This is a genomic window from Nonomuraea sp. NPDC049141, assembly GCF_040648415.1.
Lineage (GTDB): Bacteria > Actinomycetota > Actinomycetes > Streptosporangiales > Streptosporangiaceae > Nonomuraea.
This window is the reverse complement of record NZ_JBEZDR010000003.1, coordinates 256858-280240: the sequence shown is the minus strand read 5'-3', so window position 1 is coordinate 280240 and position 23383 is coordinate 256858. Positions and strand designations below refer to the sequence as shown.

Annotated in this window: 20 protein-coding genes; 4 read left to right on the top strand and 16 right to left on the bottom strand. The window is 70.8% G+C overall.

Annotated features, from left to right (window positions below; all coding sequences use genetic code 11):
- Positions 1-123 precede the first annotated feature (123 nt).
- Positions 124-1284 carry an ROK family transcriptional regulator gene (locus AB0B91_RS09920; protein ID WP_358317901.1) on the top strand — a complete coding sequence of 387 codons (1161 nt, stop codon included), beginning with the start codon at positions 124-126 and terminating at the stop codon, positions 1282-1284.
- On the opposite strand, the gene AB0B91_RS09915 is transcribed toward AB0B91_RS09920, so the two are convergent.
- From AB0B91_RS09915 to AB0B91_RS09890, 6 genes are all read right to left on the bottom strand, one after another.
- A complete protein-coding gene (locus tag AB0B91_RS09915; RefSeq protein ID WP_358317900.1) occupies positions 1248-1985 on the bottom strand; it encodes a hypothetical protein in 738 nt (245 codons plus the stop codon). The genes AB0B91_RS09920 and AB0B91_RS09915 overlap by 37 nt on opposite strands.
- Before the next feature lie 78 nt (positions 1986-2063).
- A complete protein-coding gene (locus AB0B91_RS09910) occupies positions 2064-2792 on the bottom strand; it encodes an SDR family NAD(P)-dependent oxidoreductase (RefSeq protein WP_358317899.1) in 729 nt (242 codons plus the stop codon).
- Between the two features lie 10 nt (positions 2793-2802).
- Positions 2803-3579, bottom strand: coding sequence for an SDR family NAD(P)-dependent oxidoreductase (locus AB0B91_RS09905; RefSeq protein ID WP_358317898.1), 777 nt, complete (start codon positions 3577-3579; stop codon positions 2803-2805).
- Positions 3576-4901, bottom strand: a complete 1326-nt coding sequence (locus AB0B91_RS09900; RefSeq protein ID WP_358317897.1) for an MFS transporter — start codon at positions 4899-4901, stop codon at positions 3576-3578. The genes AB0B91_RS09905 and AB0B91_RS09900 overlap by 4 nt, the downstream gene beginning before the upstream one ends.
- Positions 4902-4982: 81 nt before the next feature.
- The gene (locus AB0B91_RS09895) at positions 4983-5858 is read right to left on the bottom strand and encodes a polysaccharide deacetylase (RefSeq protein WP_219527291.1); all 876 of its coding nucleotides are present in this window, start codon (positions 5856-5858) and stop codon (positions 4983-4985) included.
- Positions 5859-5860: 2 nt separating this feature from the next.
- Positions 5861-6871 carry an asparaginase gene (locus tag AB0B91_RS09890; protein ID WP_358317896.1) on the bottom strand — a complete coding sequence of 337 codons (1011 nt, stop codon included), beginning with the start codon at positions 6869-6871 and terminating at the stop codon, positions 5861-5863.
- Positions 6872-7020: 149 nt separating this feature from the next.
- Between AB0B91_RS09890 and AB0B91_RS09885 the strand changes: the two genes are divergently transcribed.
- Positions 7021-8055: a substrate-binding domain-containing protein gene (locus AB0B91_RS09885; protein ID WP_358317895.1), complete on the top strand. Its 1035-nt coding sequence runs from the start codon at positions 7021-7023 to the stop codon at positions 8053-8055.
- Positions 8056-8058: 3 nt separating this feature from the next.
- On the opposite strand, the gene AB0B91_RS09880 is transcribed toward AB0B91_RS09885, so the two are convergent.
- The 5 genes from AB0B91_RS09880 to AB0B91_RS09860 are packed head-to-tail and all read right to left on the bottom strand — an operon-like array spanning position 8059 to position 12483.
- Positions 8059-8823: an amino acid ABC transporter ATP-binding protein gene (locus AB0B91_RS09880; protein WP_358317894.1), complete on the bottom strand. Its 765-nt coding sequence runs from the start codon at positions 8821-8823 to the stop codon at positions 8059-8061.
- Positions 8820-9767: an amino acid ABC transporter permease gene (locus AB0B91_RS09875; RefSeq protein ID WP_358317893.1), complete on the bottom strand. Its 948-nt coding sequence runs from the start codon at positions 9765-9767 to the stop codon at positions 8820-8822. Before AB0B91_RS09875 ends, AB0B91_RS09880 begins: the two co-directional genes overlap by 4 nt.
- Positions 9764-10693, bottom strand: a complete 930-nt coding sequence (locus AB0B91_RS09870; protein WP_358317892.1) for an ABC transporter substrate-binding protein — start codon at positions 10691-10693, stop codon at positions 9764-9766. The genes AB0B91_RS09875 and AB0B91_RS09870 overlap by 4 nt, the downstream gene beginning before the upstream one ends.
- 15 nt (positions 10694-10708) lie before the next feature.
- Positions 10709-11545 (bottom strand): nitrilase-related carbon-nitrogen hydrolase, encoded by an 837-nt coding sequence (locus AB0B91_RS09865; RefSeq protein ID WP_358317891.1) that lies wholly within the window; start codon positions 11543-11545, stop codon positions 10709-10711.
- On the bottom strand, positions 11542-12483 hold the full coding sequence (locus AB0B91_RS09860) for a hypothetical protein (RefSeq protein ID WP_358317890.1): 942 nt from the start codon (positions 12481-12483) through the stop codon (positions 11542-11544). Before AB0B91_RS09860 ends, AB0B91_RS09865 begins: the two co-directional genes overlap by 4 nt.
- Before the next feature lie 94 nt (positions 12484-12577).
- Here AB0B91_RS09860 and AB0B91_RS09855 point away from each other — a divergent pair, with 94 nt between their 5' ends.
- Positions 12578-13942, top strand: coding sequence for an aminotransferase class I/II-fold pyridoxal phosphate-dependent enzyme (locus AB0B91_RS09855; protein WP_358317889.1), 1365 nt, complete (start codon positions 12578-12580; stop codon positions 13940-13942).
- A gap of 25 nt (positions 13943-13967) precedes the next feature.
- Here the strand turns inward: AB0B91_RS09855 and pip are convergent, their stop codons facing one another.
- The 4 genes from pip to AB0B91_RS09835 form a co-directional block, all read right to left on the bottom strand.
- Positions 13968-14915 (bottom strand): prolyl aminopeptidase, encoded by a 948-nt coding sequence (gene pip, locus AB0B91_RS09850; protein ID WP_358317888.1) that lies wholly within the window; start codon positions 14913-14915, stop codon positions 13968-13970.
- Positions 14916-14971: 56 nt separating this feature from the next.
- Positions 14972-17869: a M36 family metallopeptidase gene (locus AB0B91_RS09845; RefSeq protein ID WP_358317887.1), complete on the bottom strand. Its 2898-nt coding sequence runs from the start codon at positions 17867-17869 to the stop codon at positions 14972-14974.
- Positions 17870-18004: 135 nt separating this feature from the next.
- Positions 18005-18841: an amidohydrolase family protein gene (locus AB0B91_RS09840; protein WP_358317886.1), complete on the bottom strand. Its 837-nt coding sequence runs from the start codon at positions 18839-18841 to the stop codon at positions 18005-18007.
- Positions 18838-19527, bottom strand: a complete 690-nt coding sequence (locus tag AB0B91_RS09835) for a FadR/GntR family transcriptional regulator (RefSeq protein ID WP_358317885.1) — start codon at positions 19525-19527, stop codon at positions 18838-18840. Before AB0B91_RS09835 ends, AB0B91_RS09840 begins: the two co-directional genes overlap by 4 nt.
- 165 nt (positions 19528-19692) lie before the next feature.
- On the opposite strand from AB0B91_RS09835, the gene AB0B91_RS09830 reads away from it, so the two are divergent.
- Positions 19693-22113: a glycoside hydrolase family 95 protein gene (locus AB0B91_RS09830; protein WP_358317884.1), complete on the top strand. Its 2421-nt coding sequence runs from the start codon at positions 19693-19695 to the stop codon at positions 22111-22113.
- Positions 22114-22133: 20 nt separating this feature from the next.
- On the opposite strand, the gene AB0B91_RS09825 is transcribed toward AB0B91_RS09830, so the two are convergent.
- On the bottom strand, positions 22134-23258 hold the full coding sequence (locus AB0B91_RS09825; RefSeq protein ID WP_358317883.1) for an FCD domain-containing protein: 1125 nt from the start codon (positions 23256-23258) through the stop codon (positions 22134-22136).
- Positions 23259-23383 lie beyond the last annotated feature (125 nt).

Here is a 23383-nt window from a genome sequence, read left to right as displayed (position 1 = left end):
GTTGACGAGACGGTAAATCTTTTTGATTTATTAAGTCAACGATGGAAGCCCCGAAGACACCGGGAGCCATACATGCAAATGGGGACAAATCTCCCTAAAGTGGGACACTTTAATCGTGCGGTCGTGCTGGAGGCGATCCAGGTTTCGGACGGCATCAGCCGTGTCCAGATCGCCGGGCGGGCCGGGCTCACCGCGCAGACCGTCTCCGTCATCGTGCGCCGGCTCCTCGAGGAAGGTCTCGTCATCGAGGACGGCTCGCTCCCGTCCCGGGGCGGCAAGCCGCGCACGATCCTGCGGGTGGATCCCACCGCCGGATACGCCGTCGGCATCCACTTCGATCCGGGCGAGATCTCGTACGTGCTGGCCGACCTCGCGGGACAGCCGGTCGCCAAGCTCCACGCCGCCGTACGCCCCGGTCCGGCGCCCGACGCGGTCATCCGCCAGATGGCCCGCACGGCCCGCAGGATGCTGCGCGAGGCGGACGTGCCCGACCACAAGGTGCTGGGCATCGGCCTGGCCTGCCCCGGCCCGCTCGACGCCGACGGCATCATCAACGTCCCGCCCCGCCTGACCGGATGGGATCACGTGCCCATCAAAGGCCTGCTGGAGGAGTACGCCGGCTTCCCGGTGACCGCCGACAACGACGCCACGGCGGCGGCGATCGGCGAGCGCTGGGCCGGTGTGGCCCGTGCCACGCCGAGCTTCGCCTACCTGTATCTGGGGACCGGCATCGGTGGCGGGCTGTTCCTGGACAACCAGATCTACCGCGGCCGTTCCCTCAACGCCGGCGAGTTCGGCCACATCACGGTGGCTCCCGAGGGTCCTGACTGCTACTGCGGCAACCGCGGCTGCGTCGAGGCGGTCTGCTGCCCGAGCGCGATCGAGGAGACCGTACGGGCGCGCCTGGCCGGGGGCGCCGAGAGCACGCTGACCGCCGAAGGGCTCGACCACGCGGCGATCTGCGCGGCGGCCGCGGCCGGCGATCCCCTGGCCGGTGCGGTCATCGGCCAGGTCGCGGCCCGGCTCGCCGACGCCGCCGTGAGCATCGTCAACATGCTCGACATCGACCTGGTGGTGCTGGGCGGGCCCGCCATGCGCGAGGTCGCTCGCGTCTACCACCAGGTGGTGGCCGCGGCCGTGGCCACCCGGCCGCTGGCCCGCCGCCTGCACACGGTCCAGGTCGAGCTCTCCCCCATCGCCGTCGACGCCGCCGCGATCGGGGCCGCCTCCCTGGTCTTCCACGCCACCTACGCGCCTCGGCTCAGCACGTTGCTGAACCGGTGATCTCGTACGGTGCGTGCGCGGACGACGTGGCCGGCGCGGATCTCCACGTCGAGCAGCGCCACGTCGTCGAGCGGGCAGCTCAGGGCGAACGCCGTGTCGTCGAACCGTCCCGCCTGGCGCTCCCATTCGAGCCTGACCACGGCGTCGGCGGCGGATTCGGGCGACGGTACGAGCTGGGGGTCCACGGGGCGGCCCCACGGCGCGTTCACGCCCTCGATCCGTGCCAGGTAGAGCCGTCGGACCCACAGCGGCGTGGCGAGTTCGGCGAGCACGGCCAGCGCCGCCGCCTCGTCCGCCACCACCACCTCGGCCCCCTCACCGAGGGCGGCCTGCGCGGGCGCGAGGGGGTCGACGCACAGGACGATTTCTGCACGGCCATCGGGCGCCGGGACCGGCAGCCGCCCTGAGGGGCGCGCCGGGTCGAGCGGGGCGATCGCGCCGGACGACGCGGAGCATACTGCCCCGACCAGCTCGCCGAGCGTGGCACAGACCACGGTGCCCCCGGTGGGCCGGGCGACGAGCCAGCCGCCGGTGGAGGGTGAGACCCGCAGCCCGGGCGACGGTCGCACCCGGGTCACCGCGCGGGCCACCGCCGCGCGGGCGGCCGGCCCGGCGACCCAGGGACGCGCCCAGTCGACGTCGCCGCGCTCACCGCACGCGCCGCACATCAGCCGTTCCCCCTCGGCCCGCTCGCGCCGCACATCAGCCGTCCCTTCTCCTCGTTCAGCCCGCGAGGCCCCGGGCCGCAATCCACAGGGCCGCAATCCGCCGGTCCTCCATTACGGCATGACGTCGCCCGAGTTGGGGCCGAGGGTCTGGCCGACGTAGAGGTTGCCGCCGGGGTCGCTGGCGAGCAGGACCGCCGTGGGTGCGATCTCCTCCGGGCGGCCGAAGCGGCCCAAAGGCAGCTCCGCGCGCTTGGCGGCCTTCCACTCGTCGGTGATCCCGGCGACCATCGGGGTCTCGACCGGGCCGGGCGCGATCGCGTTCACCAGTACGTTGTGCTCGGCGACCTCGAGCGCGAGCGACTTGGTGAGCCCGATCACCCCGGCCTTGGCCGCCGCGTAGTGGCTGAGCGAGCGGCCGCCCTTGATGCCGAGCTGGGAGGCGATGTTGACCACCCGCCCCCAACGCCGCGAGACCATGTGCGGCACGACGTACCGGCAGCAGAGGAAGACCCCGGTGAGGTCGACCGCGATCGTCTCCGACCACACCCGCGGGTCCATCTCCACCAGCGGCGCCTCGGTGAGGATGCCGGCGGAGTTGACCAGGACGTCGATCCGGCCGAAGCGGTCCATCACGGTGGAGACGGCCGCGGCGACGGAGCCGGGATCGCTGACGTCCACGGTGACATGCCCGGCCGCGCCCATGACGGTGGCCGCGCGCTCGGGGGACAGGTCGGCGAGTACGACCTCGGCGCCCTCGCGGAGGTACGCCTCGGCGATCGCGCGGCCGATGCCGCTCGCGCCACCGGTGACCAGGGCGGTCCGGTGTTCCAGGGCAGGCATGGGTTCCTCCTCAGGCGGGCATGCGGACGGTGAGCCCGCCGTCGACGACGATGTTCTGGCCGGTGATGTAGCCGGCGTCGGCCGAGGTGAGGAACCGGATGACGGAGGCGATCTCCTCGGGCCGTCCCACCCGGCCCCACGGGATGTCCCGCCCGGCGCGGGCCAGGCCGTCGGGGCCGAGCGAGTTCACCGGGTCGGACGACTGCGGGGTGACGATGAGGCCGGGGATGACGGAGTTGACGCGGATCTGCCGGGGGGCGAGTTCCACCGCGAGGCTCCGGCACAGCCCGAGCACCCCGGCCTTGGCGGCGGCGTAGTGGGCGTGCTCGCCCCAGCCGTACACGCCGCCCGCGATGGAGGAGACCGCGACCATCGCGCCGGCGCCGCTCATCCGGGCCGACGCGGAGCGCAGGGTGCGCAGCACGCCGGTCAGGTCGACCTGCAGCATGTCGTCCCAGGCCGCGTCGGTGAGCTCCGCCAGCGGGGCTCGGCGCAGCACTCCGGCGTTGGCCACCGCGATGTCGAGGCGGCCCCACTCGTCGACCGCGCGCTGGGCGAAGGCCTCGACCTGCGCGGCGTCCCGTACGTCGACCTCGTGCACCACGCCCGCGCCGCCGGCCTGTTCGACCTGCTTGAGGGTCTCGGCGGGGTCGTGCGGGTCGCCGGGGTAGGTGCCGATGACCGTACGAACGCCGTGGGCGGCGTACGACACGGCCAGCGCGCGGCCGATGCCGCTGGCGGCGCCGGTGATGACGGCGACCCGCCCGCCGGTGTCGAGGGGAGTCACAGCGCGGGCACCTTCCGCGCACCGAACATCACGAATCCCGACAGGAACGTGCCCAGCGCGCCGACCAGCAGGGCGCCCTGGTTCCAGTCCGAGCCCGCGACGAGCATCGCCGTGATGATCGCGCCGGCCGCGATGGCGCCCGGCTGGCTGATCGCGTTGATGAACGAGGTGCCCGTGGCGCGGCAGCGGGTGTCGTAACACTCACCCATGTAGAACAGCATCGCCGAGTACGGCCCCACCAGGAAGAACATGCCCAGCGAGTAGAGCGCGACCACGGCGACCGTGCCGCTGGCGACGAGGAGCATGAGCGCGAAGATGACGCCGGACGCCATCCAGCCGAACGCGATCACGTTGCGCCGGCCGAACCGGTCCCCGGCCCAGCCGTGGAAGACGTAGCCGAGGTAGCCGATCGCGTTGATCACGATGAACATCAGCAGCGAGTTGGTGAAGCCGACGTGCTTGCCCTGGGTGAGCACCGTCGTGCCGAGCACGCTGAACACCTGGATGCCGAACCAGTTGACGAACCAGGCGAACCCGAGGACGAGCGTGTTGCGCAGCGCGGACCCACGGAAGATCTCCTTGAACGGAGCCGACTGGCTCTCGGACACGCCGTACTCGCGGGCCAGACCGGCCGCCTCCTCCGCACGGCCCTCCTTGCGCATCCGGTCGATCTTCTGCTGCAGCTCGAACTGGGGCGTCTCGCGCAGGCCGCGCCGCAGGAGCGCGATCACGATGGCGGGGAACGTCGCCAGCAGGAAGCAGCCCCGCCAGCCGACCAGCGGGAGGAAGACGGCGATGAAGGCCGCGGCCAGCAGCACGCCGAGCGGCCAGCCGCCCTGGACCAGGCTGTAGATCAGCCCCCGGCGCTTCTTGATCTTCTCGTCCTCGGTGACGGCGTAGATCTCGTTGAGGTACGTCGCGTTGACCGACTGCTCGGCGAGTCCGAGCCCGCCGATGGACCGGACGCCGACCAGGTAGGCGGCGTTCATCGTGGCGGCCGACACCGCGGAGGCCAGTGCCGTGCCCGACACGGTGAGGATCATGCCTTTGCGGCGGCCCAGCCGGTCGACCAGCGGCCCCACCCCGAGCACGACGACCGCGGTCCCCACCGAGATCAGCGTGGAGATCAGGGACGCCTCCGCCTGGGTCCACTTGAACTGGCCGGAGATCTCCGGCAGGAGCGTGCCGAACATGATGTAGTCGTAGACCGCGAAGATCCAGGCGAACAGCGCGATCACCGTGGCCTTGCGCGTCTGCCGTACCCCGACGCGAGGGAAGGGCCGGGTGCCGGTTTCCGGGACGCCCGAAGAGGTCGTTGTCATGGAGATGCCCTTTCGGAGAAAGAGATTGGGGGGCGTTCGCGCGTGCGTCATCGCCGGACCGGCATGAAGGGCGCGGGGCCGTTATCGGGGTGAGCGGGCCTTGAAGTCGTCGGCGATCTCGTCGAAGGTGGCCCAGCGCACACCCTCGTGGCCGTTGATGTACTCGATGAGCCGCTCGTGCATGAGCAGGCTCTGCGGCCGGCCCGAGACGTCGGGGTGGATGGTCATGGTGAAGACCGCGTAGTCCGATTCGCGGTACACCCAGTCGAACTGATCCCGCCACATCTCTTCGAGGTGGCGCGGGTTGACGAAGCCGTGGCTGTTCGGGCTGGCCTTGACGAACATCATCGGCGGGAGGTCGTCGAGATACCAGTTGGCGGGGATCTCCACCAGGTCGGTCTCCTGGCCGCGCTCCAGCGGCTTCATCCACTCGGCCGCCGGGCGGGAGTAGTCGATCTTCGTCCAGGAGTCCCCGACCCGGACGTAGTACGGGGTGAAGTCGTTGTGCATGAGCGAGTGGTCGTACTTGATGCCCCGCTCCAGCAGGAGCTCGTTGGTGACGGGCGAGAACTCCCACCACGGGGCGACATAGCCGGTCGGCCTGCTGCCGGAGTACTTCTCGACCAGGTCGATGCAGTGGTCGAGGATCGCGCTCTCCTGGTCGCGGCTCATCGCGATCGGGTTCTCGTGCGAGTAGCCGTGCACGCCGACCTCGTGACCGCCGGCCACGACCATGCGGGTCTGGTCGGGGAAGGTCTCGATGGAGTGACCGGGGATGAACCAGGTGGTCCGCAGGTCGTACTTCTCGAACAGGCGGAGCAGCCGCGGGACGCCGACCTCGCCGGCGAACAGCCCGCGCGAGATGTCGCACGGCGAGTCCTCCCCGCCGTACGAACCCAGCCAGCCCGCGACGGCGTCGACGTCCACGCCGTACGCGACGAGAATCTCCTTGGGCATGGTCACTTCGTCCTTTCGATCGGAGTGGGGTTCCAGGTCCGCGAGCGCAGCTCCGCGCGTACGCGGACCGGATCCCGGTGGCAGCCGAGCAGCGCGCTGAGCAGGACGCGGGCCTGCGGTGAGCGCAGGGTTCCGGTGGGGATGGCACCGGCCTCGACGAGATCCGCGCCGCCGCCGTTGCCGTACAGGGCGGCGACGGGCCCGGCGTCGACCCGGGTGGACAGGGCGACGACGACGCCGGCCTCGGTGATCCGGGCCACCTCGTCCCTGATCCGGGGGTTGGCGTTGCCGGCCCCCAGCGCCTGGAGGACGACCCCGGTGGCGCCCGCCTCGACCACCGCGCGCAGCGCGGCCTCGTCGCAGCCCGGGTACAGGGCCACGATGTCGGTACGGACTCCGTCGAGGTCGAACGCGTCCAGGTCGAGCGGCTTCGCCCGGGCGGGCGTCATGAGGATGTTCACCTGGCCGTCGCGTACGCGCCCCAGCGGCCCGCTGTCCGGCGCGGAGAACGCCGACGAGGCCAGCGTGTGGGTCTTGCGGGTGCCGGAGGCGGCGAAGATCTGGCCGTCGAAGCCGATCAGCACGCCCAGCCCGCAGGCCCGGCCGCCCGCCGCCACCGCGATCGCGTCGGCGAGGTTACGCGGGCCGTCGCCGTCCGCCGCGTCGGCCGGCAGTTGCGCGCCCGTGAACACGACCGGCCGGGGATCGTCGTGGAACAGATCGGCGAGGTAGGCGGTCTCCTCCATGCCGTCGGTCCCGTGGGTGACGACCACGCCGAGCACGTCAGGATCGGTGAGCGCCTCGCGGGTCCGCGCCGCGACCTCGCGCATGTCCGCGAGCGTGAACAGGTAGCTGCCCGCGCACAGCACGTCCATCCCGTCCAGTTCCACCCCGGGATCGACCGGGAGGCGCCCGAGAAGCTCGCGCACCCGGTCCTGGGCGAGACCCACTCCTTGCCCGTCGCGACGGGTGGCGATGGTCCCTCCCGTGGACAGGACGATGACCTTGGACACTCGCTGGCCTCCTCATTACCCAAACGTTTGCGCCAAACGTTTGGTAGCATCTGACCTGCGCCTACGAGATGTCAAGAACTTCACGTTAAAATCAAGAAAACCCAGCCAGCGGAAGCCGAGGGACATTGGCTGCGAAGAGGGCGCGACCGGTGACGCTGCAGATGATCGCCGACCAGCTCGGCCTGCACGTCTCCACGGTGTCGCGAGTGCTGCACGCGAAGCCCGGCGAAGGGCTGAGAGCCGCGTCGAGCCCCACCGTCGAGCGCGTGCGCAAGCTCGCCGACGAGCTCGGCTACCAGCGCAATCCCCACGCGATGAGCCTGCGCACCCAGCGGAGCAACCTGATCGGCGTGCTGGTCCCCCGGCTGTCCGACGTGGTGCTGGCGACCATCTACGAGGGCATCGAGGAGGCCGCAGCCGAGCTGGGCCTGTCGACGTTCGTCATCAACACGCGCGATCAGCCCGACGTCCAGCGCGCCCGGACGGAGATGGTCCTCGGCCGGCGCGTCGACGGCATGATCTTCGGCGACGCGCACGCGGATTCCGGCTTCCTGGACGAGGTCGCCGCGCGCGGCGTCCCGTTCACCCTGGTCAACCGGCGGGCGGGGCAGCATCCGGCGGTCGTCTGCGACGACTATCTCGGCGGCCGGATGGCGGCGGAGCACCTGCTGGAGCTCGGGCACGAGGAGGTGGCGATCGTCGCCGGCGAGCCGTACGCGAGCACCGGCATCGACCGCACCGGCGGCTTCGTCGAGAGATTCCGCGAGGCCGGGCTGCGGATCCCCGGCCACCGGATCGTGCATTCACGCTTCGACGCGCGAGGCGGTCGCGAGGGGACCGAACGTCTCCTCGCGACGGGCCCGCTTCCGTCAGCGCTCTTCGTGGTGAACGACTTCGGCGCCATCGGCACGATCGGCGCGCTGCGCGACCACGGGCTACGGGTCGGCGCGGACATCGCGGTCGTGGGCTTCAACGACACGCCGCTCGCCGCCGAGCTGCCGGTCCCGCTCACCTCGGTCCGCTCGCCCATGCACGAGATGGGCCGCCGCGGGCTTCACCAGCTCGTACGGGTCCTCGAAGGCGAGCCAGGCGAGACCGAGCTGCTGCGTCCGGAGCTCATCGTCCGCGCGTCGAGCGACCCGGAGCTGTACGCCGGCCTCATGCGGAAGATGGCCACGACCTGAGAGCTAGAGGACCTTGCTGAGGAAGGCTCGGGTCCGGGGGTTCTGCGGGTTGTCGAGCACCTCCGCGGGCGGCCCGGTCTCCACGATGACGCCGCCGTCCATGAACACCACCCGGTCGGCCACCTCGCGGGCGAATCCGACCTCATGGGTGACGACGATCATGGTGAGGCCGTCGTTGGCCAGGCCCTTCATGGTGGCGAGCACTTCGCCCACGAGCTCGGGATCCAGCGCGCTGGTCGGCTCGTCGAAGAGCATCAGCTTGGGCTCCATGGCCAGCGCGCGGGCGATGGCGACGCGCTGCTGCTGCCCGCCGGAGAGCTGACGGGGGTAGCTGTTCGTCTTGTCCGCCAGGCCCACCCGCTCCAGCAGAGCGAGCGCGCGGGCACGGGCCTTCGCGCGTGATTCGCGGCGCACGCCGACGGGCGCCTCCATGATGTTCTGCACCACGGTGAAGTGCGGGAACAGGTTGAACTGCTGGAAGACCATGCCGATCTCCCGGCGCTGGCGGGTGATGTCCCGATCGCCCAGGTGGTGCACCCGGCCGCCGGAGTCACGGAAGCCGATCAGCTCGCCGTCGACGTGGATGGCGCCGCCCTCGATGGTCTCCAGGTGGTTGACGCACCGCAGGAACGTCGACTTGCCCGACCCGGAGGGGCCGAGGATGACGACGACCTCGCCCCGCTCGACGGTCAGGTCGATGCCTTTGAGCACCTCCAGATGGCCGAAGCTCTTGCGGACGGCCCGGGCGTGCACCATGGGCATGCTCATGATGGCGTCTCCTCGCGGGTCGGGGCCGGCGCGGCCTGCCGCCGCCGGAACATCAGGAAGCTCCAGAAGCTCTGGGGCGCGTTCCGCGTGGCGCCGCGCGCGTAGTGGCGTTCGATGAAGGACTGGCCCACGTACAGGATCGACGTGATCACCAGATACCAGACGCAGGCCACGATCAGCAGCGGGATGGTCTGGAAGGTGCGGTTGTAGATCGCCTGCACGGTGTACAGCAGGTCGGCGAGGGCGATGACGCTGACCAGCGAGGTGGCCTTCAGCATGCTGATGACCTGGCTGCCGGTCGGCGGCACGATGAACCGCATCGCCTGCGGCAGGATGATCCGCCGGAACGTGCGCCCGCGGCTCATGCCGAGCGCCGACGCGGCCTCGGTCTGGCCGGGGTCGACGGACATCAGGCCGCCACGGATGATCTCCGCCATGTACGCGGCCTCGTTGAGCCCAAGACCGAGGATGGCGGCGAGCAGCGGCGTGATCAGCTTGTTGGTGTCGGCCGTGAGGAACTCCGGGCCGAACGGGATGCCGAACGAGATCTGCGGCATCAGGGCGGACAGGTTGTACCAGAGCACGAGCTGCACCAGCACCGGCGTACCACGGAAGAACCAGACGTAGAGCCCGGAGACGATCCGCGCGATCGGGTTCTGGGAGAGCCGCCCCATCGCGACCAGCACCCCGCCGATCACGCCGACGGCCATGGCGATCACGGTCAGGTAGAGCGTGGTGATGATGCCCGCCCCGATGACCTGGGCGTTGAAGTAGCGGGCGACCACGTCCCACTTGAAGTTGGGGTTGGTGACCAGCAGGTTCACCAGCTGGGCGGCCAGGATCAGCAGGATGATCGAGGCCACCCAGCGCAGCGGGTGCCGCGTCCGCGCCGCCCCCGCGACGTCCACCTCGGGGGGCGAGTGCCGCTCGGTGGCGGTCGTCACTGCTTCGCCAGGTTCACGCCGGCCTGCTTCAGCATGTTTCCGTTGGTTCCCCATTTCGTCATGACCTTCTCGTACGTCCCGTCGTCGATCAGCTTCTGGATGCCGTCCTTGAGCACGTCACGCAGCGGCGAGTCCTTGGCCACGACGGCCCCCTGGTACAGGGTGTCGAATCCGTTGGCCTGGCCGGTACCCGCCAGCTCCAGCTCGCCACCCGACTGCTTCACGAAGTACGTCAGAGGGGCCTGCGAGGAGAAGAAGCCGTCGGCCCGGTTGGAGCGGACCGCGAGGATCGAGGTGGGCTGGTCCTTGTAGGACTGGACCTCGACCTTCTTCTTGCCGTCCTTGACGCAGGTGTCGGACTGCGCCTTGATCACCTTCTCGGCCGACCCGCCGGCCATCACGGAGATCCGCAGCCCGCAGGTGTCGGCGATCGACTGGATCTTCTTCGGGTTGCCCTTCGGCACGGCGAAGACGACGAACTCCTGCACCCAGTCGACGAAGTCATTGGAGACCTGGCGGTCGGGGAAGTCGCCCACCGGCCCGAGGGCCAGGTCGTAGCGGCCGGCCGCGATGCCGGTGAGCTGGCTGGGCAGCCCGTCCACGGTCACGTGCTCGATCTTGACGCCGAGCAGGCCGCCCAGCTCTTCGGCCAGTTCGGCCGCGGCACCGGTCATGGTCTTGCCGTCGGTGCCGGCGATCTCGTACGGGGGGAACGAGCCGTTGTTCACCGAGACCAGCTTGCCCGCGGTCTTCACCTTGTCGGGCAGGCGGTCGAACAGGGCCTGGTCCTTGGCGTGGGTGGCGGCGGCGGGGGCGGAGGAGCTGTTGTCGCCGACGGCGCCCTGGCTCTCCGTGGGGTTGGCGCCGCATCCGGCCAGCAGCAGGGCCCCGGCCATGGCGGCTCCTACGGCATGGGTCTTACGCATTACGCGCTCCTTGGGCTATCGAGAGCCGGTCGTGGGACCGGTCGAGGGGGTGATGGGGCGGGGGTCGACTCTGAAACGCCGGTTGGCGAGGACGGGCAGGGCCTGGCGGGCCTGGTCGAGGTCCTCGGCCGAGGCTTCGGACCAGAGCAGACCCGGGGTGTCGCCGCCGAGCCGACCACGGGTGATGCCGAGCGGATCGACGAACATGCTGGCGCCGATGTTGCGGCGGCCGCACTCGCCGGAGGCGGCGACGTAGTAGGTGTTCTCCAGGGCGCGGGCGGTGACCATGACCTCCCAGTGCCACTCCTTGGCGGGTCCACGTACCCAGGCCGCGGGCAGGGCGACCACCTGCGCGCCCTGGTCGGCGAGGAGCCTGGCCATCTCGGGGAAGCGGACGTCGTAGCAGGTCATCATGCCGACCTTCCAGCCGGCGCACTCGATGACGACGGGGTTGTCCGAGCTGGCCAGCACGTTGTCCGACTCGCGCCGGCCGAAGGCGTCGTACAGGTGGAGCTTGCGGTAGATGTCGATGATCTGGCCGTCGCGCAGCGCGACCAGCGTGTTGATCACCCGGCCGTCCTCGGCGGGCTGGTGCATGCCGACGATCACCGTGGTGGACGTGCCGCGGGTGCGCTCGGCCAGCCCGGTGACGAACGGCCCGTCGAGCGGCTGGGCCGCCTTGCGGATCCGCACCGGATCGTCCACGAACAGGGCCATCGCGCCTTCCGGGAGCACCAGCAGGTCCGCGTTCCCGGCGACGGCCTCGTCGAAGAGGTCGGCGCAGGACTTCAGGTTGTCCTCCCAGTCCTCGGCTGAGGCGAACTGGCCGATCGCAACGCGAAGATTGTTCATGAGGCGAAGACCTCCTGGGGGTCGATGGAAGCGGGGGCGATCCCCTGGGCGTGCAGTTCCGCGCAGAAGGCCGCGGTCATCGCGGCGTTGGCGGCCGTGCCGTACGGCATCCAGTCCTCGCCGAACACCTCCTGGGTCCTGCTCAGGTCGGCGAGCAGCCACGGGGTGGTGTCTGTCAGGAGGCGCCGCCGCGCCAGCCAGTGCCGCTTGGACCGCTCGAAGAGCTCCTGTACGGCCCCCGGCAGCTCGGGGTGACGCTCGACGAGCTCGCGCTTGAGCGTCACCAGGTGGATGCCGGGGATGAAGCCGTTGCGGCGGAAGTAGTCGAGTTCGGCCGCGGGGTGGTCGGCCAGGAGGTGACGGAACCGGCTCTCCGGCGTGAAGAAGCCCGCGGGCATGAACGGCGTCATGATCGCGTCGAGCCGTCCGGCGGCGAGCTCCTCCGCCAGTGAGCCGTCGGTCACGCTGACGTTGTCCGGCAGCTTCGCCCCGCCGACGCGGTCCTTGCCCGGCTCGGGCGCGTCCACGGCGCCGACCGTCCACTCGATGCCGGTCAGGTCGACTCCGGCCGCCCGCAGGAGTGCCCGCGTCCAGGTGTTGCCCGAGTCCGGCCAGCCGGTGAGGCCCACGCGGGCCCCCTTCAGCTCGGCGAACTCGCGCAGCTCGCTGTCGCGGCGCACCAGCACGCACCGGTGCCGGAAGCCGCGCATCACGAAGACGGGCAGCCCCACCAGCCGGTCGTCACCCTGGGCCCGGCCGAGGACGTACCTGCTGAAGGAGGTCTCCCCACCGTCCAGCTCCGGCTCGCTCAGCACGTCCGGCGTCATCGCCCGGGAATCGAGATCCAGGTCGAACGCCTCGGACGTCAGCGTCCCCGTCGCGACGGGAACCAGGTGATCCCAGTCGCGGAGACCTAGCCGAATGCGAGGTTTCGTCACAAAAACTCCCCTTAGTCAGGTATTGGGCTGTACCTTATGTTCAGCGAAATCCGCTACACAAGCTGTGCTTTGTTGCTGAACAAAGCTTTGTCTGATGGGAGGTCTCGTGGAGGTGGATCCCGCCTGGCTCGGGCAGCAGGTCCGCGACCCCAGCGCGCGCGGCGTCGCCACCGGTCTGATCGACCTGATCAGGCAGGGCACGCTGCGGCCCGGCGCGCGGCTGCCCACCGTGCGGCGATTGGCCCGCGAGCTGGGCGTCAGCCCGAGCACCATCGCCGAAGCCTGGTCGGAGCTGCGGAAACACCGGATGATCGGCACGGAGGGCCGGCGCGGAACGGTCGTGCTCGGGCCTCCGGGGGTGCCGCACCCCGCACGCTACGAGCGGATCGGCCACTTCGGCAACCGGCTGGCGATCGACCTCGCCATGGCGGCGCCGGACCGGGCGCTGCTCCCGCCCCTCGGCGCCGCGCTCGCCGCGGCCTCCTCGAGCGAAAGGCTCAACGACTACACCCGCGAGACGATCACCCCACGCCTGCGGGCCGCTGTCGAGCCTACCTGGCCTTTTCCCGCACAAAGCTGGCTGGCGCTCGGCGGCGGGTACGAAGGGGTCCAACTTCTCTGCCAGACGACCGCCCTGCCCGGCGACCGCATCGCCATCGAGGAGCCCACGGCGGCCAGGCTGCTGGACATCCTGGAGATGATCGGCGTCGAGTTGGTCCCGGTCGCCTGCGACGAGGACGGGCCCATCCCGGCCGCGCTCGCCGAAAGCCTGCGCTCCAGCCCGGTGGCGTTCGTCTACCAGCCGCGCGGTCACTCACCGTGCGGCCATGCCGTGCCCGAGGCCCGCTCCGCCGAGCTGGCCCGGCTGCTCGCGCCCACGAACACCCTCATCGTCGAGGACGACGGGATCGGCGACCTGTCCGCCGCGCCCCTGAACAGCCTCGGGACGACGCTGCCCGAGCGGACGGTGCTCGTGCGCTCCTACTCCAAGTCGCACGGACCCGACCTCCGGCTCGCGATCATCGGCGGGGCCGCGGACGCCGTGGAACGGGTACGCGTGCTGCGGAGCTTCGGCACCGGCTGGACCAGCCGGATCCTCCAGGACACCCTGGCCCACCTGCTCACCGACCCCGCCACGCAGGCGATCGTGGCAGGGGCCCGCACGGCGTACGCCCGGCGCCGCGCGAGCCTGGCCGCCCTGCTGTCCACCCGTGGTGTGCACACCGGCGGCCGGGACAGCCTCGTGCTGTGGGTGCCCGTCCACGACGAGTCGGAGGCCCTGGTCACGCTGGCCGCGCACGGCATCTCGGCGGCGCCCGGCAGCCGCTATTGGGTACGCCAGGGACGGCCGCACCTCCGGCTGGCCATCGCCGGCCTCACCGAGGAACCGGCCGAACTCGACGAGCTGGCCGACGTGATCGCCCTGGCCGCCAAACGACCGGGCGCCGACCGGCACTAGCGCGGTAACCGTGTGACGCTTGGGCTCAGGTCGCGAAGCCGTCCAGAGCCGCCTTGACCTCCTCGCTCATGGTCTTGCTGCCGGTGTGCCCCGAGTCGTCCACCACGACGAGCCGGGCGTCGGGCCAGCGTTGAGCCAGGTCCCAGGCGGTCTCCAGCGGCGAGCCCAGGTCGAAGCGGCCGTGGAGGAGCACGCCGGGGATCCCGGCAAGTTTGTCCGCCTCGCGCAGCAGGATGCCCTCCTCCAGCCAGGCGGCGTTGGAGAAGTAGTGGGCGCAGATCCGTACGAAGGCCAGGAGGGCGAGGGGCGGCCGGTCGCTGTAGGCGTTCGGCGTGCCGTTGACCTCCATGGAGATCACCGTGTCCTCCCACGCCGTCCAGTCGTGGGCGGCCTTGGCGCGGACGGCGGGGTCGGGGTCGGCCATGCGCAGCGCGTAGGCGGCCAGCACGTCGGCGTCGCTCTCGGCCTCGGGGACGCCCTCCCGGAAGCGCTGCCGCTGCTCGGGGAAGTAGCGGCCGACGCCGAAGTAGAGCCAGTCGATCTCGGAGCGGCGGGTCATGGTGACGCCGTTGATCACCATCTCCGAGACTCGTGTGGGGTGCGTCTCGGCGTAGGCGAGCATGAGGGTGGACCCCCATGAGCCGCCGTAGAGCAGCCACCGGTCGACGCCGAGGTGCTCCCGCAGCCGTTCCATGTCGGCGATCAGGTGGTGGGTGGTGTTGGTGGTCAGATCGGTGGCCGGGTCACTGGCGTGCGGCAGGCTCCGGCCGCAGTTGCGCTGGTCGAACAGGATGATCCGGTAAAGCTCTGGATCGAAGCGACGCCGCTGCCCCGGCCCGCAGCCCGAACCGGGACCGCCGTGGACGACGAGCGCGGGCTTACCCTGGGGGTTTCCGCAGACTTCCCAGTAGACGAGATGGCCGTCGCCGACGTCGAGATGCCCATGATCATAGGGCTCGATGGGAGGGTACACCGGTCAGAATTTAGTACGGCTCGCGCCCGGTGTGAGCGCGAGCCGTACTACGGGGATCAGAACGAGAACGCCTGGAATTCGGCGGCTCGGGCCTGGTCGCGGGTGGGGCTGGCCGTGGCGCAGTCCGTCGAGGAGTTGGGGTCGGCGTCCTGCTCACCGGCGTACAGCGGGTTGCCGGTGCACTGGGTGGTGAGCGTGCGGAGCATCAGGTGGGTGGCGGTGGTCGTGGGGACGTTGAACGACTTGATGAGCAGGTTCGCACCTCGGGGACGGGGGCGCGCGGTCTTGAACGCGTCCGCGGGGCTGGTGTAGATCTTCCTGAAGTTCGCCGGGTCGGCGCAGTCCTTGGCGCAGGCGAGCACCTCGAAGGAGCGCAGGGCGGTGAACCGGTTCTGCGCGCCGGGGTCGGCCGGGTCGTTGATGTTGGGCCGGAGCATGGCGCTGACCTGGACTCTGCGGATCTTGACCGGGGTGTCGCCCGCCAGGTCCACCGTGACCGACTTGCCGGCCGGCGCCCCGGTGAGTGAGGCCCAGTTCGTGGCCTCGGTCTCGTCGATCAGCTTGGCCTGGTTGACGCCGTCGCCCGAGGCCGTCGCGCCGGCCGTGGCCGAGGCGAGGTTGCGGGACAGCGGCAGGGGAAATGGCAGCTTCGCGCCGCCCACCACCGGGAACTTCAGGCGTGTGTGCCCGAACCCGTTGCCCGCCACCACGAAGTCGTAGAGGCCGGGCGTCATCTCGACGGTGTCGCCGAGCGGTGTCGCCGGGTCGGTGTCGGCGACCGGGACCACCCGTCCCTCGTAGTCGCCCACGTACAGGCGCAGCGCCGCGCCCTTCGCCTCGCCCAGCGGCTTGAGCTGCAGCGAGCCGTTCTTGCCCGCCGGGTTGACGAAGCTGGGCGTCGGGTCGGGGTCGTTCGGGCCGACGCTGGCCGCGTTCGCGCCCAGGCCGTGCTCGGCGAACACGCGCCACATGATGTCCTGGTCCGCGCCGTCGAAGCGCACCGCGTCGGCCGCGAGCAGCGCGTCGCGGTAGTCGACGTAGCTGACCGCGCCCGAGGCCATCAGCAGCAGGGCGTCGAGCGAGAGCTGGGCCCAGCGCCGGTTGCCCGGGCACTTGCCGATCGGCGTCCTGCCGTCCGCGCAGGCCCGTTGCTGCTTCGCGGTGCCCTTGCCGTACCGCTTGACGAAGGCGTCCCGCACGTCGAACTGGGTGGCCGACCAGATCTCGCCGTCCGCGTGGACCTGCTGGCCCACCAGGTCGTAGGCGATGTCGCTGTAGTTGAGCGGCGACTTGGACATGTCGTAGTTCCGGATGCCCCGCTCGCGGTCTCCGGTGACGTAGCCGCCCGTGACGTACGGGGTCAGACCCGAGGGGCGGAAGCCGTACTCGAACAGGTACTCCATCGCCATCAGGTCGGAGGTGCTCTCGTTCATCGCGCCGGCCTGGGCGCCGCTCCAGCCGGCGGTCGGGCCGCCGATCATGCGGCCGGAGATGGCATGGGTGTTCTCATGGCCGATGACCGACATGTCGTAGTCGCCGTCCACGCACGGGGAGTAGAACGAGCCCGCGATCGGCTGCCACAGGTACATGTTCGTGATCGGCGCGACCCCGTCAGGGCCGGTGATCTGGTTGGCGTTGTCGCGGACGGTCAGGTCGCGGGCGCCCGCCTGGGCGTTGCCCTGCTCGGGGTCGTTGCCGAGGCCGCCGCGGTCGCCGTTGTTCACCTGCATGTTCCACGCGGTCTCGGTGAAGCCGAGGCGATAGGACCAGTCGTGCATCCTGTTGTGCATGGCGTTCAGGTTGGCGATCGCGGCCTCGAGGTCGTTCTCACCGCTCTGGTCGAAGACCGCGGGGTTGCACTTCGCCGTGTACCAGGTGTTCTGCCACGGGTAGGTGTAGTTCCGGCTCGGCGTGAGCACGTTGCTGCGGGTGCCGACCGTGAACGGGTCGGCGCTCGTCCGGTTCTCGACGGTCTTCGCGGCGTTGCCGATGCTGGTATTGGTCGAGGTGTTCGTGGCGTGGTCGACGTCCCACGCCTTGCCGGTCGTGGGGTCGCCGCCGGTCACGTAGTCACAGCCGGGAGCCGCCGCGAAGCACCAGGTCTGGCGGGTGTCGGTGGTGGAGTAGTCGTCCGGCGGGTTCGACGGGAACGCCGACCAGTGCGGGTTGTCCGGGTCGAAGTGCTCGACCAGGTTCTCCCGGACCAGGATCGCGCCGCTGACCGCGTCCACGTGTGTGGTGTAGCCGGCCGCCTCGCCTTGACCGCCGATCAGGACGACCTGGTACGCGTTGTGCACCCCGTCGGGTGCCGGTACCGCCACCGCGTTGACCTGCTTGGTGACGGCCGTGGCCAGATCGATGCCGCCGTCCCCGGCCGCGATCTCCAGGGCCCGCTGCGCGGTGATCGTGGCGGCCGGCGGCGCCCCCGTGTCGCGCGACAGCGAGGAGGTGACGTGCCTGACCTTGCCGTCGGCCACGCCGATCGCGACGAGGCCGTCCACACCGGCCGGCAGGTCGCCGAAGCGCTGACGCAGCAGTACGGCATGGCCCGCGCCGATCGGGTTGACCGCGACCTTCTCCAGGGCGTCGACCGACGCGCCGGACAGGCCGAAGACCCGCTCGTTGTTCTTGAGATAGGCGCGTGCGGCCTGCTCGGGGTCGGCGCCCAGCCCTTCGGCCAGTGGCGCGGCGCTGGTGATGGCGGCCGGGGTGCCCAGCGCGTTCCAGCGGATCTCGGCCGCCGCGCCCGCGCTCCGTGCGTTGACCCCGACCGGCGGCGGGACTCTGCCTTGCCGCTTGTCCAGGTCGGGCTTGCCGGGCTCGCCGTCCTGGACGTCTTGGACTTGGGGAGCCGTGCCGCCCGGTGCACTCCGGGCGGCTCCGGTGAGGGGTAGAGAGGACGCCGCGATGGCGAGGACGACGACAGTGCTGCGTAACCAGGGTCTGGTTGACACCTTTCCTCCTGCACGCCAGGGACTTGCGCGATCAGGTCCCGCGCCTCCGCAAGAGTTAACACTGGTTTTATGAGCTGACAAGATCTTGTAAAGCCCGCTATATCGGCGTATGGGGGATATAAATGGCGGCCTGCGTCAGTGCTCCCCCAGCCGGTACGCCCGGCGTGCCGTACCGCCGAAGACGTCCGCCCGCTCCCCCGCCGACAGGCCCGCGCACAGCTCGTCCGCCGCCGACACGACCCGCTCGTAATCGGCCGCCAGCAGGCAGACCGGCCAGTCCGACCCGAACATCACCCGCTCCGGCCCGAACGCCGCCAGCACGGTCTCCGCGTACGGCCGCAGGTCGGCCACCCGCCAGGACGCCCAGTCGGCCTCGGTGACCATCCCGGACAGCTTGCAGTACACGTTGGGGTGTCCGGCCAGCTCCCGGATCCTGCTCACCCACGGTTCGAGCTCCCCCGAGGCGATCGGCGGCTTGGACAGGTGATCGAGGACGAACGTCAGCTCGGGCATGGCGGCCACCGTGTCGATGGCGGCGGGCAGCTGACGCGGCAGCGTGAGCAGGTCGTAGGCCAGACCCGCCGCGGCGACGGCGGCCAGCCCGCGGCGGACGTCCGGGCGGGTGAGCCAGCCGGGGTCGGGTTCGGCCTGCACGCCGTGCCGGACGCCCACCAGTCCGCCGGGCAGTCCGGCCAGCGTCTCGGCGGCGGCGGGCGAGGTGAGGTCGATCCAGCCCACGACGCCCGCCACCAGGTCGGACTCCGCGGCCAGCGCCAGGAACTCCGCGGTCTCCGCCAGGTCGGGCAGCACCTGTACCAGCACGGTCCCACTCACCCCGGCCGCGGCCGCGTGCCCGGCGAGCCGGTCGAGGGTGAACGTGCGACGGATGGGTGCCAGCTTCTCGGCATCGAGCCAGGCGTGGGGTCGGACGGCGAGGTCCCAGACGTGGTGGTGCGCGTCCAAGCGGGTCATGTCGACTCGGCGGCGAGGACGAGGCGGAACCAGCTCTCGGTCGTGCTGATGTGCATCAGCGCCGCGGCCTGGGCCAGCGGGGCGTCCCGCGCGGCGAGCGCGTCGTAGATCGCCTCGTGCTCGGCCAGCGTACGGCCGGCGCTGCCCGCCACCACGGTCCCGCGCCACACGCGCATCCGCATCGTCCGGCCGGAGATGCCGTCGAGCAGCGTGCACAGCGTCTCATTCCCGGTCGCGGCCACCACCGCGCGGTGGAAGGCGGCGTCGAAGTGGTTGAGCTTCTCCACGTCGTCACTGACCTCCCGCATGGCCGCCAACTGCTCGCCGATGACCGCGAGCTGAGCGTCGGACACCCGGGTGGCGGCCAGCGCCGTCGCGACCGGCTCGAACAGCCGCCGGGTCTCGATGACCTCCATGAGCGTGTCGTCGCGCAGCAGCTCAATGGCGATCCCGAGCCCTTCGAGCAGCAGCCCCGGCTCCAGGCTGGTGACGTACGTGCCGTCGCCCCTGCGCACGTCGAGGACGCGCGCCACGACCAGCGCCTTGACCGCCTCGCGCAGCGGGTTGCGTGAGACGCCGAGCTGGGCGGCGAGCTGCGGTTCCGGCGGCAGCCGGGATCCCGGGGGGAGCTCTCCGGACCGGATGAGCTGCCGGATCCGGGCGATGGCCTCGTCGGTCAGGGACATCTGATCCTCTCCGCCGGAGATCGTTCGCAGGCTGGAATCTAACAAACATCCCATGTTCTGGCCAGCCCACTGCGCCAGACGTGGGGGACTGGACAAAAGATCCCAATCGAGCGTACTAATACATCCCACGTCCGCCTTAACCTCCGCGCAACAAGAGGAGTAATGGTGACCCACGGCTACACACGCAGGGGCGTGCTCACGACCGGGCTGGGAGCCGCGGCCGGTTCCCTGCTCACGAGCGGCCTCGCCGCGGATCCGGCGCTGGCCGCCCGGTCCGCGCCGGACGACAATCCCCTCACTCTCTGGTACGGCAAGCCGGCCGCGGCCTGGCTGGAGGCGTTACCCGTCGGCTGCGGGCGGCTCGGCGCCATGGTCTTCGGCGGCGTGGCCACAGAACGCCTGCAGCTCAACGAGGACAGCATCTGGGCCGGCGGCCCGCACGTCTACGACAGCCCCGAGGCGCTGGCCGCGCTCCCGCAGATCAGGCAGCTGGTCTGGGAGGACAAGTGGCAGGCGGCGCAGAACCTGGCCGACCAGAAGTTCCTCGGCCGGCCCAGCGAACAGGCCCCCTACCAGGTGCTCGGCGACCTGGCGCTGACGTTCCCCGGTTCCGCCGAGTTCACCGAATACCGCCGCGAGCTCGACCTGACCCGCGCCGTCACCACGGTGACCTACGTCCGCGACGGCGTCCGCCATACTCGCGAGGTCTTCGCCAGCAACCCCGACCAGGTGATCGTGGTCCGCCACGCGGCCGACAAACCGGGCGCGGTGACGTTCCAGGCGGCCTTCTCCAGCGCGCAGAGCTCGACCACGGCCGCGGCCGGCAGGGCCACGATCGCGCTCGACGGGGTCAGCGGCGACACCCAGGGCATGAAGGGCGAGGTCCGTTTCCAGGCCCTGGCCAGGGCCGAGGCGAAGGGCGGCACGGTCCGCACCGACGGTGGCACGCTGATCGTGGAGGGCGCCGACGAGGTCACGCTGCTGATCTCGATGGGTTCGAGCTACCGGAGCTTCAAGGACGTCGGCGGCGACCCCGCCCAGGTGGCGGAGCGGCATCTGGGGCGGGCGAGCGGGCGGCCGTACGAGGTGCTGCTGCGCAAGCACGTACGGGACTACCAGCGGCTTTTCGGCCGGGTGGCGATCGATCTGGGCAGCTCGGAGGCGGTCGCGCTGCCGACCGACGAGCGCATCGCCCGCAAGCAGCTCGACACCGACCCGCAGCTCGCCGCCCTGTACTTCCAGTTCGGCCGCTACTTGCTGATCTCCAGCTCCCGCTCGCCCGGCTACGCCGCCAACCTTCAGGGCGTCTGGAACGACTCGCTCACCCCCGCGTGGGAGTCGAAGTACACCATCAACATCAACTGCGAGATGAACTACTGGCCGGCCGCGCCGGCCAACCTCACCGAGTGCATGGAGCCGCTGTTCGACCTGATCAAGGACCTGGCCGAGTCGGGGGCCAGGACCGCCAGGACGCAGTACGGCGCGGGCGGCTGGGTGGCCCACCACAACACCGACGGCTGGCGCGGGACCGCGCCCGTCGACTTCGCCTTCTACGGCGTGTGGCCGAGCGGCGGCGCGTGGCTCTGCCTGACGCTGTGGGAGCACTACCTCTACACGGGTGACGAACGGCGGCTGCGCGAGCACTTCCCGCTGATCAAGGGCTCGGTGGAGTTCTTCCTGGACACGCTGCAGACCGACCCCAGGACCGGCTACCTGGTGACCAACCCCTCGCACTCCCCCGAGGTGGGCCACCACGAGGACGGCGGCGAGAACGTCAGCATCTGCGCGGGCCCGACCATGGACATGCAGATCCTGCGGGACCTGTTCGGCGCGTTCGAGGAGGCATCGACGATCCTGCGGCTGGCGGAGGACATGCGGGAGCGGGCCAAGCAGGCCCGGGCCCGGCTGGTGCCCACTCAGGTGGGTCACCTCGGCCAGATCCAGGAGTGGCAGGAGGACTACCGGGGCGACGCGGCGTTGTCGCGCAGCCGGCACATCTCGCACCTGTGGGGCCTGTTCCCGAGCCACCAGATCGACCCGCGCCTGACTCCCGACCTGGCCACGGCGGCCCGCCGGACGCTGGAGCTGCGGGGCGAGGCGGGGGCTGGTTGGTCGCTCGCCTGGAAGATCAATTTCTGGGCCCGGCTGCTGGACGCGCCGGAGGCGTACAAGCGGCTGAGCAACCTGCTGCTGCCCGCCCGTACGGCGCCCAACATGTTCGACCTGCATCCGCCGTTCCAGATCGACGGCAATTTCGGCGGGACCTCGGGGATCACCGAGATGCTGCTGCAGAGCCACGGCGACCAGGTGCATCTGCTGCCGGCGCTCCCCGCTGCCTGGCCGGCGGGGTCGTTCAGCGGGCTGCGGGCTCGGGGCGGCTTCGAGATCGACCTGGAGTGGAGCGGCGGGGTCGTACTGCGCGGGAGGATCTGCTCGGACCTGGGGCGTAAGCTCACGCTCCGCACCGCGAAGGACGTCACGGTCACCGAGCACGGCAGGCCGGTCAAGGGCGAGCGACCGGAACCGGGGGTGATCGTCTTCGACACCCGGCGCGGCGGGGTCTACGACCTGGCCGCGTCCGCCTGAGCGTCCGCCGGGCCGACGTCCTACGCGTCCGCCGGGACGTCGGCCTGGGCATCCGCCGGGACGTCGGCCTGGGCGTCCGCCCGAGGCGGCCGGTTTCGGGGCGGGGTCCGAGAGGATTCGCCACGGGCGTGGGCGGCGAACAGGCGGGCCGCCTCGTCCGGGTCGCCGGCGGCCAGCGTCGCCGCCAGGTCGTCGTGGTAGTCCGCCATCGCGCCCCAGTCGCCACCGTAGAGCGGGTTGCCGACCACGTGCAGGCTCCACAGGTTGGACTCGATGGTCCGCCACAGCCGCAGCAGGAAGGAGTTGCCGCAGGCGGCGCAGACGCGCCGGTGGAAGGCCAGGTCGGCGTCCCTGAAGGCGCCGATGTCGCCGTCGCCCGCCGCCTGCCGCATCGCCCGCACGTCGCCCGCGAGCTCCCGCAGTGTCTCGGGCCGGACGCGGGTGGCGGCGCCGCGCGCGGCGTACTCCTCCAGCAGCACCCGGATGTCGCGGACCTCGCGGGCCTGTTCGTCGGAGATCTCCGCGACGTAGCTGCCCCGGTTGGGATAGGAGATGACCAGGCCCTCGTGCGCCAGCCGCTTGATCGCCTCCCTGGCCGGGGCCTGGCTGGTGCCGACCCGGCGGGCGATCTCCGACTCCACCAGCCGCTGCCCGGCCACCAGCTCGCCGGCCACGATCCAGCCGCGCAGCAGCGCGTAGACCCGGTCGGACAGCAGCTCCCTGGGCATCAGCCGGGCCGTGGGCGGCGTGACCTGCTGCTCCTGCCAGATGCGGGCGACCGTGGACTGTGAGAGGCCGAGCTGCTTGGCCATCGTGCGGGTGGACGGCACGGCGGACCCGGTGACCGCGGCCGCGATCACCCGCTCGGCCTCCTGCCGCTCCGCGGTGCGCGGGCGGCCAGGGCGGGGCGCGTCCGCCAGGCCGTCGAGGCCGCGTTCGACGAACCGGTCACGCCACTTGGTCACGGTCGCGGGGCTCACCGCCAGCCGGGTCGCGATCTCGTTGCGGGGCAGGCCGTCGGCGCAGGCGAGCACGATGCGGCTGCGCAGGCGCAGGCTTTCGCCGCCGCCCTCCGCCCATGTCCGCAGGGCGGCGAGCTCCTCCGCGCCCAGCACCAGCCGCTTGCCGTCCTCGCGTCCCGCCATCCGCCCATCCTAACGTATTTATGACTCAGGCAACCCGCTGGAAACCTATTTACGTGGCCCTTGACGAGCCTACGTGACCTACGTATTAAATAATCGTTAATCGAGTGACGACCCATTAAAAGGCG